The 13,057-nt window shown below is 64.7% G+C and carries 15 protein-coding genes and 1 pseudogene; 6 read left to right on the top strand and 10 right to left on the bottom strand.

The genetic code is table 11. From position 1 onward, the window contains the following. Positions 1 to 3: 3 nt before the first annotated feature. Positions 4 to 435 (bottom strand): VOC family protein, encoded by a 432-nt coding sequence (locus JQ586_RS04085; RefSeq protein ID WP_212393207.1) that lies wholly within the window; start codon positions 433 to 435, stop codon positions 4 to 6. A 172-nt stretch (positions 436 to 607) separates the two neighbouring features. Further along, positions 608 to 1,639: an alpha/beta hydrolase gene (locus JQ586_RS04080; RefSeq protein WP_212393206.1), complete on the bottom strand. Its 1,032-nt coding sequence runs from the start codon at positions 1,637 to 1,639 to the stop codon at positions 608 to 610. 230 nt (positions 1,640 to 1,869) lie between these two features. Here JQ586_RS04080 and JQ586_RS04075 point away from each other — a divergent pair, with 230 nt between their 5' ends. After that, positions 1,870 to 3,396 (top strand): amidohydrolase family protein, encoded by a 1,527-nt coding sequence (locus JQ586_RS04075; protein WP_212393205.1) that lies wholly within the window; start codon positions 1,870 to 1,872, stop codon positions 3,394 to 3,396. A gap of 125 nt (positions 3,397 to 3,521) precedes the next feature. Here the strand turns inward: JQ586_RS04075 and JQ586_RS04070 are convergent, their stop codons facing one another. The 5 genes from JQ586_RS04070 to ggt form a co-directional block, all read right to left on the bottom strand. After that, positions 3,522 to 4,259 (bottom strand): enoyl-CoA hydratase/isomerase family protein, encoded by a 738-nt coding sequence (locus tag JQ586_RS04070; RefSeq protein WP_212393204.1) that lies wholly within the window; start codon positions 4,257 to 4,259, stop codon positions 3,522 to 3,524. Positions 4,260 to 4,376: 117 nt separating this feature from the next. Next, positions 4,377 to 4,901, bottom strand: a complete 525-nt coding sequence (locus tag JQ586_RS04065) for a cupin domain-containing protein (RefSeq protein ID WP_212393203.1) — start codon at positions 4,899 to 4,901, stop codon at positions 4,377 to 4,379. 98 nt (positions 4,902 to 4,999) lie between these two features. Continuing rightward, complete coding sequence (locus JQ586_RS04060) at positions 5,000 to 5,989, bottom strand: D-2-hydroxyacid dehydrogenase family protein (protein WP_212393202.1); 990 nt, start codon at positions 5,987 to 5,989, stop codon at positions 5,000 to 5,002. A 22-nt stretch (positions 5,990 to 6,011) separates the two neighbouring features. Beyond that, positions 6,012 to 6,470: an FKBP-type peptidyl-prolyl cis-trans isomerase gene (locus tag JQ586_RS04055; RefSeq protein WP_212393201.1), complete on the bottom strand. Its 459-nt coding sequence runs from the start codon at positions 6,468 to 6,470 to the stop codon at positions 6,012 to 6,014. A 33-nt stretch (positions 6,471 to 6,503) separates the two neighbouring features. Next, a complete protein-coding gene (gene ggt / locus JQ586_RS04050) occupies positions 6,504 to 8,090 on the bottom strand; it encodes a gamma-glutamyltransferase (protein WP_212393200.1) in 1,587 nt (528 codons plus the stop codon). A gap of 168 nt (positions 8,091 to 8,258) precedes the next feature. Here ggt and JQ586_RS04045 point away from each other — a divergent pair, with 168 nt between their 5' ends. Together JQ586_RS04045 and JQ586_RS04040 are read left to right on the top strand one after the other, a co-directional pair. Continuing rightward, a complete protein-coding gene (locus tag JQ586_RS04045) occupies positions 8,259 to 9,011 on the top strand; it encodes a rhodanese-related sulfurtransferase (protein ID WP_212393199.1) in 753 nt (250 codons plus the stop codon). Further along, positions 8,968 to 9,219 (top strand): SlyX family protein, encoded by a 252-nt coding sequence (locus tag JQ586_RS04040; RefSeq protein ID WP_212393198.1) that lies wholly within the window; start codon positions 8,968 to 8,970, stop codon positions 9,217 to 9,219. Before JQ586_RS04045 ends, JQ586_RS04040 begins: the two co-directional genes overlap by 44 nt. Positions 9,220 to 9,229: 10 nt before the next feature. On the opposite strand, the gene JQ586_RS04035 is transcribed toward JQ586_RS04040, so the two are convergent. Further along, positions 9,230 to 10,117, bottom strand: coding sequence for a LysR family transcriptional regulator (locus JQ586_RS04035; RefSeq protein WP_249147260.1), 888 nt, complete (start codon positions 10,115 to 10,117; stop codon positions 9,230 to 9,232). A gap of 424 nt (positions 10,118 to 10,541) precedes the next feature. On the opposite strand from JQ586_RS04035, the gene JQ586_RS04030 reads away from it, so the two are divergent. After that, positions 10,542 to 10,739 (top strand): TadG family pilus assembly protein, encoded by a 198-nt coding sequence (locus JQ586_RS04030; protein WP_409410956.1) that lies wholly within the window; start codon positions 10,542 to 10,544, stop codon positions 10,737 to 10,739. Between the two features lie 14 nt (positions 10,740 to 10,753). Here JQ586_RS04030 and JQ586_RS04025 read toward each other — a convergent pair. Then, a pseudogene (locus JQ586_RS04025) lies at positions 10,754 to 10,888 on the bottom strand (pilus assembly protein); the annotation flags it as partial. Here JQ586_RS04025 and JQ586_RS04020 point away from each other — a divergent pair. Beyond that, on the top strand, positions 10,880 to 11,605 hold the full coding sequence (locus JQ586_RS04020; RefSeq protein WP_312016926.1) for a hypothetical protein: 726 nt from the start codon (positions 10,880 to 10,882) through the stop codon (positions 11,603 to 11,605). The pseudogene JQ586_RS04025 and the gene JQ586_RS04020 sit on opposite strands and share 9 nt — an antisense overlap. Positions 11,606 to 11,681: 76 nt before the next feature. Here JQ586_RS04020 and JQ586_RS04015 read toward each other — a convergent pair whose 3' ends face one another. Continuing rightward, on the bottom strand, positions 11,682 to 11,885 hold the full coding sequence (locus JQ586_RS04015) for a hypothetical protein (RefSeq protein ID WP_212393197.1): 204 nt from the start codon (positions 11,883 to 11,885) through the stop codon (positions 11,682 to 11,684). A gap of 122 nt (positions 11,886 to 12,007) precedes the next feature. Between JQ586_RS04015 and hemE the strand changes: the two genes are divergently transcribed. Then, complete coding sequence (gene hemE / locus JQ586_RS04010; protein WP_212393196.1) at positions 12,008 to 13,054, top strand: uroporphyrinogen decarboxylase; 1,047 nt, start codon at positions 12,008 to 12,010, stop codon at positions 13,052 to 13,054. Positions 13,055 to 13,057 lie beyond the last annotated feature (3 nt).

Raw genomic sequence — 13,057 nt, 5'->3', positions numbered from 1 at the left:
CGATCAGGCGGTCGCCGCGGCGGCCGGCGCCTTGGTCGCGGCTTCGACATCCATCCACATCACTTCCCACATGTGACCATCGGGATCCTCGAAGCTGCGGCCGTACATGAAGCCGTAGTCCTGGCTCGGGGACGGATCGGCGGTGCCGCCCGCGCCGCTCGCCTTGGTCACAGTCCCGTCGACCGCGTCACGGCTGTCGGCGGAGAGGCAGAACAGCGCCTGGTTTGAAGTCTTGGCATCGGAAATCGGCTTCGGCGTGAACTGCCGGAACTTGTCGTGCGTCAGCAGCATGACGTGGATGGTCTCCGAGATCACCATGCAGGAGGCGGTGTTGTCGGAGAATTGCGGATTTTTGGTCGCGCCGATCGCCTCATAGAAGGCGGTGGCGCGGGCAAGATTGCCGACCGGCAGGTTGACGAAGATCATTTTGGCCACGAAGGGCTCTCCTTTTTGGCGGGTTGTGCCCCGAGGACGAACCGCATGGCTGACTTCCGACATGGCGTCGTAGAAAAATCGACCCGTCGTTCCGGGGCGTGCGAAGCACGAATCCGGAACCTCGAGATTCCGGGTTCGATGCTGCGCATCGCGCCGGAATGACTGCGCTTCCTCACGTCACGATCGGCGCCGGCATGGTCAGGAACGCCCGCGCCACATGCCAGAACAGCTCGCGGTTGGTCGCCAGCGCCACCGAATGCGCGGTGCCGGGCAGGATGATGAACTGCCGGTCTCCGTTCGGCAGCTTGTTGAAGAATTCCTCCAGGTCGGGGACGGCGGCAATACCGTCATATTCACCGCGCACCAGGAGCACCGGCGCCAGCACCTTCTCGGGATGCACCACCGGCAGGTTGGCGGTCATGTCGAGATAGGTACCAGTCGGGATCTGATCGCCGAACTGCATCTCGACATCGGCCAGCGCCTCGATGACCGCGGGATCCGACGTGCCGGGCTTGTCGCGGGTGGCGATCGAGCGGATCATGTCGCGGTCGCGCTTGCGCATGTTGTGGGTGCGGTAATAGGCGAGTTGCTCGGCGCGTTTTGCGAGCGTCGGTGAACCCTCGCCTTTGTAGGTGAAGGCTGCGAACACCAGCCGGTCGATGCGCCCGGGTGCGGCCATCGCATAGGCCCCGGCCCGCAATGCGCCGGAGGATTCGCCGACGAAGTGATATTTGACCTGCCCGGTCTCGCGCGCCACGACCTCGACGGCGGCCTTCAGGTCCTCGACGCCGCTTGCGATGTCGGCATTGCCCGAGGTGCGGCCCGACCTGCCGTAGTTCTCATGGTCCATGGTCCAGCAGTCGAAGCCGAAGCGCGCGAATGCGTTGAGCAGCGAATACTCTCCCTTGCCCGGCACCGTCAGATCGAACGCCCTCGACGTCACCGACGAGCCGTGGACGAAGAACACGACCGGCCGCGCCGGCTCCCCCGGCTTCGGCGCGCCGACCCGCTTGCGGAACATCCACAGGGGAATATCGCCCTTCTTCGCCCAGTACTCGCTGCTCCAGATCTCGCCTTCGGCAGCGACGGCCGCCGGGGCCTGCGCCGATGCCTCGCCGAGCATACCGACCGCGGTCGCAATGCCGAGCCCCTTGATGACGGCGCGGCGCGACTGGTCGGAGCGCGATGGATCGGAATGCGTCATGACGGACCTCCCTGCGGTTCGGATTCTTCGTCCGACTTGCACGTTCGAACATAGCAGTGGGCGTGCGCGGTCGCGAGTGAACCCATGATGACGGCATCTCACAATGACAAATTGGCTGCACGATCTTGTGAACGCGGCTGCTGGAGTTCAGCGCGGACGACGCATGGAGTCTGAGCCTAGTCTCCGCGGCAGTCCGACCGGAAACATCCGGCGCAATGCGGGAGCAAATGATGAGCAGCAATCTGACGGAAGACGAACTTGCCGCCTTGATGCCCTCCGAACTGTGCCGGTACCGGACGCCGATCCCGACGCAGATCGTCTCCAGCGACGAATTCTATCCTGATCCGCAAAATGAGCGTCAGCGCGAGGTCGAGGCGCGGCTGCTTGCGATGGCCGACGATCTCGGCGGCAGACAGGGCCTCGACCGCCGACGATTCTTCCAGACCGCGGCCGGCATGGCGGCATCCTTTGTCGCGATGAACCAGGTCTACGGTGAGCTGTTCGACGTTACGCCGGCGGAGGCTGCGACACCGGCGATGGCCGAGGCGCGCGCCAGCTCCCTGAAGGACCAGTTCATCATGGACATGCACACGCATTTCCTGCGCGACGACACCCGCATCATGGGCTTCGTCGAGATGCGCAAGGCGGTCGGCAAGGCCGGCTGGAACAGGGAGCTCAACGACCACGAGCAGACCATAGAGGACCTCAAATTCAACAACTACAAGAAGGAGATGTTTCTCGATTCCGACACCAAGATCGCGCTGATCTCGTCGGCGCCGTCTGATATCGAGCAGGACTGGTTCCTGACCAACGAACAGATGGCCGACGCCCGTCGGAAGATCAACGACGAGGCCGGCTCGCGCCGCGTGTTCTGCCACGCGATCTTCACGCCGGGACAGCCCGGCTGGCTCGGCAAGCTCGACGCGGCGCTGGCGCTGAAGCCGGAATCCTGCAAGGGCTACACGATCGGCGACAACACCCACAAGGAGATCAGCCGCTATCCCTGGCGCATGGACGACGAGAAAGTCGCCTACAAGGGTTACGAGAAGATGGTGCAGGCGGGCATCAGGAATGTCTGCATCCACAAGGGCCTGTTCCCGCCCGGAATCGAGAAGCAGTATCCGAACCTGCGCGGCTTTGCCGATGTCGCCGATGTTGGCCAGGCGGCCAAGGACTGGCCGCAGCTCAACTTCATCATCTATCACTCGGCCTATCGTCATGTCGGTGGCAACCCGAAGGTGGCGCTCGACGAGTTCGAACGCACCGGCCGCATCGCCTGGACCTCTGATCTCGCCGACATCCCCGCGCAATACGGAGTCAACAATGTCTATGGCGATGTCGGGCAGCTGTTCGCGACCACGCTGGTCGCCGAACCCAATGTCTGCGCCGCGCTGATGGGCACCCTGATCAAGGGACTCGGCGTCGATCACGTCTGCTGGGGCACCGACGCGCTGTGGACCGGCGCACCGCAATGGCAGATCGAGGGTCTGCGACGGCTGGAGATCCCCGAGGCGATGCAGAAGAAATTCGGCTATGCGCCGCTCGGCGCGGCCGACGGACCGGTGAAATCGGCGATCTTCGGCGACAACAATGCGCGCCTCTACAACATCCAGCCGAAGCGCGCGATGCTGGAGCTGAAGGGCGATCGCTTCGCGATGATGAAGGAGAAGTACGAGAAGGCCGGCGCCGAGCCGTCGAACACGCGCTACGGTTACGTGGTGCCGAACGAAGTGATCGATCACAGCGTGTTTGCGTAACCACACCCGTCATTCCGGGGCTCGCGAAGCGAGAACCCGGAATCTCGAAATTGTTGTGCGAGATTCCGGGCTCGATGCCGCGCATCGCCCCGGAATGACGATTGTCGCGAGAGCAGCTTCTGGCTCTATTTCCCCGTAAATCTCGGCCTGCGCTTCTCGCTGAACGCCTTGACGCCTTCCTTGAGATCTTCGCTGTCCCGGACTTCGTCGAGCAGCCGCCGGACGTCGGCGACCGTCTCCAGTGGCCCCTTCGGCATCGCCTCGCGGGCGAGCTTCTTCAGCGCGCGGACCACCAGCGGCGCGTTGCCGGCGATTTTCGCCGCCATCTCCTGCGCCATTGCGACGTGTTGGCCTTTCGGCGCGATCTTGTTGACGAAACCGATCTGGAAGGCCCGATCTGCCCGCATTTCTTCGCCGACCAGCAAGAATTCCATGGCGATCTTGTGCGGCATCCGCGCCATCACCGACGAGACGCCGCCCGCCGTGGTGCCGACTTTTCCCTCGGGATAGATGAACCGCGTCGTCTCCGACGCAACGCAGAGATCGGCCATCTGGACCAACACGAAGGCTCCGCCCACGACCCAGCCGGAGGTCGCGGCAATCACCGGCTTGTCCAGTTCCACACCCAGGCCCGGCACGGCGTGCCACATGTTGGCGGGGAGGTCACCGACGTCGGCACCGACGGAAAAATACTGCTCTTCCGACGAGGCCAGCACCGCGACGCGATCATCGCTGTCGCGGAAGCGCAGCCAGGCGTCGCGCAGCCCGGTGCACAGCGCGTTGTTGAGCGCATTGTGCCTGTCGCTGCGCGCCATCGTGATGGTCGCGACATGGCCGGCGCTCTCGTAGCGAACGAGTGACATGGAAGCCTCCCCTTTTGCGCGGTCATTCCGGGTGCGCGCACACCGCGTGAACCCGGGATCCCGAGCTCTTTGCGTGAGATTGCTCCGCATCGCGCCGGAATGACGCTGCAGGATTTGCTATTTCTTCTCGTCGGGATGCCGGTGCACAGGGTCGATCCACAGCACGGTCTCCGGCTTCTCCACCGGCTCGATGTCGAGATTGATCGCAACCGCCTCGCCGTCGGAGCGCACCAGCACGCATTCCAGCACCTCGTCGCGGCTGGCGTTGATCTCCTGATGCGGCACATAGGGCGGCACGAAGATGAAATCGCCGGGGCCGGCCTCGGCAGTGAACTGCAGCCGCTCGCCCCAGCGCATCCGCGCCTTGCCCTTCACTACGTAGATGATGCTTTCGAGATGGCCGTGATGATGCGCGCCGGTCTTGGCATCCGGCTTGATGCTGACGGTGCCCGCCCATAGTTTCTGCGCACCGACACGTGCGAAATTGATCGCGGCCTTGCGGTCCATGCCGGCGGTCGACGGCACGTTCGGATCAAGCTGACTGCCGGGAATCACGCGCACGCCGTCGTGCTTCCAGCGCTCGTCGTCATGATGGTGATGATCGTGGTCGTGTGGGTGGGTGTGATCGTGGGAACCGCTCATCGTTCTTGCTTTCGGAGTTCAGGTTTCGTGGCCGGAACGCTAGCGAAAAGCGCCCGCGCAGGCGAGCGGAAAATCCGCAACATGGGCCGGTGCGCCGGTCAGATCCCCGGCCGCGACTTGGCGAGCACGTCCGGATTGACCACATTGATCGGAGTACCAGCGGCATAGGCCACGATCTGGTCGAAGATGTCGGTGAACTGGATCTCGTACTCATCGCGCGAAACGTAGCCGAGATGCGGGGTGCAGACGACGTTGTCCATGTTGAGCAGCGGATCGGAGGTGTCGCGCAGCGGCTCCTTCTCGTAGACGTCGACCGCGGCCATGCCGGGCCGCCCGGCCCGCAGCGCGTCGACCAGCGCTTCCGGTTCGATCAGCGGCGCGCGGCTGGTGTTGACGATCAGCGCCGTCTCCTTCATGCGCGCGAGGTCTTCCGCCTTGACGATGCCGCGCGTGGCGTCGACGAGGCGCATGTGCAGCGATAGCACGTCGCACCGCGCGAAGAAATCCGCCTTGCTGGCTGCCGTCTCGTAGCCGTCGGTGCGGGCCTTCTCCAGTGCCGCCTCGCGCGCCCAGACCAGCACCTTCATGCCGAACGCCTTGCCGTAGCCCGCGACCACGGCGCCGATGCGGCCATAGCCGTAGATGCCGAGCGTCTTGCCGCGCAGGGTGTGGCCGACACCGATCTGCCACTTGCCGGCCTTCAGCGCCGCCATCTGCTGCGGGATCGCGCGCATCGCCGCGAGGATCAGGCCCCAGGTGAACTCCGCGGTGGCGTATGACGGCGTATCCGCGTGCTGGCCTGACGACACGATGATGCCGAGCCGGGTGCATGTGTCGATGTCGATGTGCGGATAGACGCTGCGCTGGCTGATCAGCTTCAGCCTCGGCAGACGTTCGAGCAGCGGGGTGCGGATCTGCGTCCGCTCGCGGATCAGCACCAGCGCATCGGTTTCGCGCAGCCGTTCGGCGAGCGCCTCGACGTCCTGGACGTGGTCGTTCCAGATCGCGACCTCATGGCCGTCGAGCTTGTGGAAGCAATCGAGGGTGCGCAGCGTGTCGAAATAATCGTCGAGGATCGAGATCTTCACGGCTGCGCCTCCCCCTTTGCGGTTACTTCACCGCCAGCAGTTCGACGTCGAACATCAGCGTGGCGTTCGGCGGGATCACGCCGCCGGCGCCGCGCGCGCCATAGCCGAGGTTCGGCGGGATGATCAGCGTCCGCTTGCCGCCGACCTTCATGGTGGCGACGCCCTCGTCCCAGCCCTTGATCACGCGGCCCTGGCCGATCGGGAATTCGAACGGCTCGTTGCGATCGACGGAGGAGTCGAACTTCTTGCCCTTCTGGCCGTTCTCGTAGAGCCAGCCGGTGTAGTGCATCACGCAAGTCTGGCCGGGCTTCGGCGATGCGCCGGTGCCGACCTTGCCGTCGATGATCTGGAGGCCTGAAGCTGTGGTCATGGGCTTTCCTGCGGTTTGGGCCGCTGCCGTACCGACGACAGCGGGCGTGGAGATGGCGGCGGCGAGGCCGGCCAGGGCGGTCTTGATGATCGAGCGTCGGGACGATCGCATATGGGGTCTCTCTCCTTGATTGACGGCGGTCGGTCAGTAACCCAGTGCGCAGCCGTCCTTGCGCGGATCGGAGCCGCCGGTCAACGTGCCCTTGTCCCAGTCGATCCAGATCGCCTGGCCGCCACCGAGCGGCGGGACCACACTGGTGGTCTTGTGGCCGATCTTCTTCAGGCCCTCGACGATCTCGGCCGGCACGCTGTCCTCGAGCTGGTAGACGCCCTCGTAGTGCAGGCCGCGCGGCATGTCGATCGCTTCCTGCACGTCGCAGCCGTAATCGAGGATGTTGGTCAAGACATGGGTCTGGCCGACCGGCTGATACTGCCCGCCCATCACGCCGAACGGCATCACGGCACGGCCATTCCTGGTCACGAGCGCCGGGATGATGGTATGCAGCGGGCGCTTTCCCGGCGCGATGCAATTGGGGTGACCCGGCTGGATACGGAAACCGCCGGCGCGGTTCTGCAACAGGATGCCGCTCTTGTCGGAGACGATCGCCGAGCCGAAGGAATGCGCGATCGAGTTGATGAAGGAGCAGACGTTGCGGTCCTTGTCGACCACCGTGATGTAGACCGTCGACGGGTTCATCGGCGGCGCGACGTTGGGCAGATCGAGCAGCCGGTCCATCCGGATGTTCCTGACGTGCTCGTCGGCGAATTCCCTTGACAGGATGCCGGCGACGTCGACATGGGCGTGCTGGGGATCGCCGATGTACTGCTCGCGCATCATGTAGGCGATGCGCGCGGCTTCCGCCTCCAGATGGAAGCGCTCGATGCTGAGCGGCTTGAACCTGGTCAGGTCGAAGCGCGAGAGGATGTTGAGCATCACCAGCATGGTGATGCCAGGACCGTTCGGCGGGCACTGCCAGACGTCATGGTCCTTGTACAATGTGCCGATCGGCGCCGTCGCCTCGGTCGAATGCGCGGCAAAATCCTCCAGCGTGTGCAGGCCACCGATCCGGCGCAAGGTCTCGACCATGTCGGCCGCTATCTCGCCGGAGTAGAAGGCATCGCGGCCCTCTCTCGCGATCGCGCGCAGCGTCTTGCCGAGCTCGGGCTGGCGGATCACGTCACCGGCCACGGCCGGCTTCCCGTGCGGCAGCAGATAGCGCTCCGTGTTGGTGCCGTTCTTCAGCTTCTCGAATCCATTCTTCCAGTCGAAGGCGATGCGCGGGGCGACCACGTAGCCTTCCTCGGCCGCCTTGATCGCAGGCTGCAGCAGCCGATCGAAGCCGAACCTGCCGTGATCCCGCAGGATCACGTCCCAGGCATCGATCGCGCCGGGAATGCTGACCGCATGCGCCGAGGTCAGCGGCACCGAGCGAATATTGTGATCGAGATACCAATCCACCGTCGCCGCCATCGGCGCGCGGCCCGAACCGTTGTAGGCCGTGATCTTGCCCTCGCCCCGCGGCTGGACCAGCGCAAAACAGTCGCCGCCGATGCCGGTCGATTGCGGCTCGATGACGCCGAGCAGTGCGCAGGCCGCGACCGCCGCGTCCGCCGCCGTGCCGCCCTCGCGCATCACCTCGATGGCCACGAGCGCCGCCTCCGGATGCGAGGTCGCCACCATCGCGTTCTGGGCATGGACCGTGGAACGGCCGGCGAAATGGAAATTCCTCATAGTTGAGTGCTCACTCGGTCGTGATGTGCTGATGCGGATGGGGCGGGTGAGAGTACATGGCACATTCATCGCTGACAGGGCAATGCTTGGCATGCCAGAGGAAACATCCCGATAGCGCATGGCTTCGCGGGGTTTCGCAGGTCCAGCCGGCCTGATAAACCCCCGGCCATGCCCCTCAAGGTCGCCGCCCTCTACCAATTCGCCGCGCTGCCGGATTTCCGCGCGTTGCGCGAGCCGCTGCGCGCGCGGTGCGCTGAACTTGGCCTCAAGGGCAGCGTGCTGCTGGCGCATGAGGGCATCAACGGCACGGTCGCCGGCACCGACGATGGCATCGACGCCTTCGTCGCGGAGTTGCGACACGGGCCGCTGTTCGATGGCCGCCTCGACAACCTCGAGCTGAAATTCTCGGAAGCCGTGGAGATGCCGTTCCAGCGGCTGAAGGTGCGGCTGAAGAAGGAGATCGTGACGCTCGGCGACACCACCGTCGACCCGACACGGCGGGTCGGCACCTATGTCGACGCTGCCGACTGGAACGCGCTGATCGCGTCACCCGACACGCTGGTGCTCGACACCCGCAACGCCTTCGAGGTCGCGATGGGCACCTTCGAGGGAGCGGTCGATCCCAGCATCGCGAGCTTCGGGCAGTTCAGGGAGTTTGCCGCGCGGCGCCTCGATCCCCTGCGGCACCGGAAGATCGCGATGTTCTGCACCGGTGGAATCCGCTGCGAGAAGGCGAGCGCCTACCTGCTCGCGCACGGCTTCGCCGAGGTCTACCACCTCAAGGGCGGCATCCTGAAATATCTCGAGGAGACGCCGAAGCAGGACAGCCGCTGGCGCGGCGAGTGCTTTGTGTTCGACGAACGTGTCGCGCTCGGCCATGGCCTGCGTGAGCGCAAATCCGAGGGCGCGGCCCGTGACTGACGTCGCCAGGCTCGGCGAACGGATCGATGCGCTGGAAGTCCGGCTGACTTACCAGGACGAGACCATCGAGACGTTGAACCAGACCATCACGGCACAATGGAAGCAGATCGACGCGCTGACACGCCAGGTCGCCGAATTGCGCGAGCGCCTTCAGGATGCCGAGCGACATGCGCCGGGCGCCGCCAGCGAGCGCCCCCCGCACTATTGAGCGGCGCAGCTTACAGTCTGCCGACCTGCCGCATCGGCTTTGTGCCCTTGAACAACAGGGTCGACAGCCGCTGCACCAGCGCCGTCGCGCGGCTCCCTTCCAGGCCTTGACGCACGCACAACAGGCGCTTGTGGGTCGGGAGATCAGGCAGATAATAATCCTTCGCCGAAAGAAGGAACGAGGGCACCATCCGCTCGGGCATCGCCGTCAGGCCGAAGCCGGCCCGCGCCGCCTCGAGCCGCAACTGGTGGTTCGGAGACCGGAACACGATCTTGTACGAGATGTTGTGCTTGGTGAGCGTACGGATCATCCAGTCATCGCCCGGCCATGCCAGGATAGGGATCGGAGCCCCCGGCCGCAGGACGAAGTCGCGTGACCGGACCCACATCGAATGCTCTTCGATTTCCTGCGCGATCGTCACATCATCCTCTGTGTCGATCAACGGAAAGCTGTAGACATAGGCGACGTCGATATAGCCGTCGATCAGTCCGCGGACGATGGTCGGCGACAGATCGGCGTGGATGAAGGTATCGGTGAGATCTTCGGCGGCCTGGGTCTTCATCAGCTCGTCAGCGAGCAAGGTGCTGACGCCGATCCGGAGCGGTTGCGGCCCTTCATTGTTTCCGCCGAGCCGGAGCAATTGATCGTTCGCTTCCAGGATACGCCGTGCCTGCTGCACCGCAACCTTGCCGAGCTCGGTGGTTGTGGTCCCGTTCGCGGTCCTGACGAAGAGTGCACCGCCCACCAGGCTTTGCAGCCGCTTGACTTGCGAGCTTATCGCCGGCTGGCTGAGGCCAAGTCGCTCCCCCGCCTTCGACAGGCTTCCGGTTTCGGCGATGGCAACAACCGTACGAACGATCTCGGTCGGAATATTCAAAAATTGACGTGGTCGGTGCATCGCGAGCCCTCCAATCTCAGCACGGGACGCAATTGCGGTCTCCATATTATGTGATTGAGCTATACTAACATTTGGTTGCACTTTGGTTTAGCCGCAATTTACGGCATGTGCATTGCGACGTGCATTACCACGTAGTGTTACGGTGCACCACCGACCGCATTTAGCGGCTGCTTGCGGCAAGCTCTCCGTAGTTCTGCGGATAACGCATCAGATTTCTTGATCACTTCATAGGTCACTGCGCTCCCCATCAGGCTTGGTGCGTCCATCCGAGTCGATCACCGCTTCTGATTCGCGGAACCGTTTTCATAGTTTTCCTTAATCTAAGGCCCGCAACGTTGCGCACCAGACGAAGAGCACCGCGGACCTCGCCTCGATCGTCGCCGCCAGCAACCTGACCAATGCGACCAATGCCGCCACCGCGACGGTGACGCAAAACAATTATCCGGCCAGCGCGCTGGTCAACGTCCAGCTCGGGACCTACCCGGCAAACCCCGGGATCGCGCCGCAATCCAGGTTCGTGACTCCGGCTGTCGGCGCCGCCAATGCCGCGCGGATCACACTGAGCACCCAGACGCCGCTCTATTTCGCCCGGTACCTGACCGGCAAGAGCAGCTATCGCTGACCGTGAGGTTGCCGGGGCACCAGCAGTGGATAGGCCGACGCGTTCGCGGCGACGTAGCTCATGGCGAGGCTGTTGCGTTCGGTGTCGGTTATCCCCGCGACCGATGAGCGCGCCGCCTCGGCGGCGAGCTGCTGAACGCCGTGTACCATCGTCTGTTTCTCGCTTTCGTCTTCGGCATCGTCGTCTTCGGCTCGTATCTGGCGGGCTGGGTGGAGATGGGCAGCCAGGGTGCGAGCGTGCATACCGCCCAGACCAGGATCCTGGTGTCGATCCAGGTTCTCGGCAGCGGCCCTGTCTCGACGATCAACCTGCCGGTTTATGTCGAAGTCGCCTCGGGCACCGCGACCCTCAACGCGGTGTCGTGCGGCCGCCCGAACGTGAACACGTCGATGGTGACGCTTGGGGTGACCCCGGGGATCATCGATGCCTGGATCGGCGGCGTCACCCTTGCCGAAATGACCAACTTCACGACCAAGCCAAATCCGCCACCGGCCACGCTGGTCAACGTCGGTGGCGTCACAGTCGCCGGACTCGCCCATGCCGGCATGGGCAACACCGCGCCGACCGGCGTCACCTTCAGCTACAGCGACATTCAGTCGCTGGCAAAGAAGACGGTGACGACGACCAATTTTCTCACATCGCTGACGGGGAGCCTGCTCGGCGACCTCTCGCTCACGGTCAATGCCGGCCCGCTCGGGCTTCCGGTTCCGGGATTGGGTGCAACGGTGGCGGGAATCCTGCACGGCGTAACCAGCCCGGTCGATCAGGTGCTCGCATCCGTGCTTGCGATGCTGGGCGTCGGCATCGGCCAGGCCGACGCGTGGGTGATGGGCGTCCGCTGCGACGGCGCGGTGCTGGTGAACTAGGCCGCGATCGGGACCGCGGCGAACGCTTCGCCGCGTGATTGAACTCGGTTCGCAACGCAGTTAGCGGCACACGCCGTCACCTTCTCGCAGGCGATTTGCCGTCGCGATCGCCATCGTGCTTCGACGGTGCAGGCTGCGTCACGCTGACCGGGTCGGACGCCGGAAAGGTGTCCTCCAGGCCTTTTTTCAGCCTGGTGTGGCGCTCACGGTCGGCCGCCTGCGCTTCGCGCGGCTTTTCGGCGTGCTTGTCATGCGCCGCGGGATTGAACTTCTCGGCCATGTCGTCCTCCATTGTCGGAAACAACGCCCCCGTTCGCATGCGGGTTCCAGAACCGCCTTGGCCCGTCGCGACGCACCGTGTATCAGGGTCTGCAAATTTTGCCCGGGATCAGGAACTTTCGCGTGTCACAGGCCTCCGCATCGAAACCGTTCATCGAGGTCCTGTCGGGCCGGCGACAAACCGTTCCACCCTTGTGGATGATGCGGCAGGCCGGCCGCTATCTGCCCGAATATCGCGAGCTGCGCGCAAGGGCCGGCAGCTTCCTCGAGCTCTGCTTCACGCCCGACCACGCCGCCGAAGTCACGCTGCAGCCGATCCGCCGGTTCGGCTTCGACGCCGCGATCATCTTCTCCGACATTCTGGTGATGCCCTACGCGCTTGGCCGCTCGGTGCGCTTCGAGGCCGGCGAAGGCCCGCGGCTCGATCCGCTGGCGACACCCGAGCAGGTCGCGACGCTCGCGGCACGGGCGGATTTTGCCAAGCTCGAGCCGGTCTACGAGGCATTGCGCCGCGTCCGGCGCGAGCTCGCACCTGATGTCGCGCTGATCGGCTTCTGCGGCGCTCCGTGGACGGTCGCGACCTACATGGTCGCCGGACAGGGCACGTCCGACCAGGCGCCGGCCCGCCTGTTCGCCTATCGCCACCCGCAAGCGTTCGGCAGGATCATCGACGTCCTGGTGGAGAATTCGATCGAATATCTCGTCGGCCAGCTCCGGGCCGGCGCCGACTGCCTGCAGGTCTTCGACACCTGGGCCGGAGTGCTGCCGCCGCGCGAATTCGCACGCTGGTCGATCGAGCCGGCGCGGCGCATCGTCGCCGGCGTGCGCAAGCAGGTCCCGAACGCCCGGATCATCGGCTTTCCGCGCGGCGCGGCTGGCATGCTGCCCGATTATGTGGAGCAGACCGGCGTCGACGCCGTGTCGATCGATTGGGCCGCCGATCCCGCGATGGTGCGCGAGCGGGTGCAGCCGCGCGTCGCCGTGCAGGGCAATCTCGATCCGCTGGCGCTGATCGCCGGCGGCGCCGCGCTCGACCGAGCCGTCGACGACGTGCTGGACAATTTCGGCAAGGGGCGGCTGATCTTCAACCTCGGCCATGGCATTCAGCCGGAAACGCCGATCGCCCATGTCGAGCAGATGGTGAAGCGGGTCAGGGCGCACCGGGGATAGGGC

Origin of the sequence: Bradyrhizobium jicamae (assembly GCF_018130215.1) — a bacterium.
Lineage (GTDB): Bacteria > Pseudomonadota > Alphaproteobacteria > Rhizobiales > Xanthobacteraceae > Bradyrhizobium > Bradyrhizobium jicamae_A.
The sequence above is the reverse complement of the archived record's forward strand: the minus strand, read 5'-3'. Positions and strand labels throughout refer to the sequence as shown.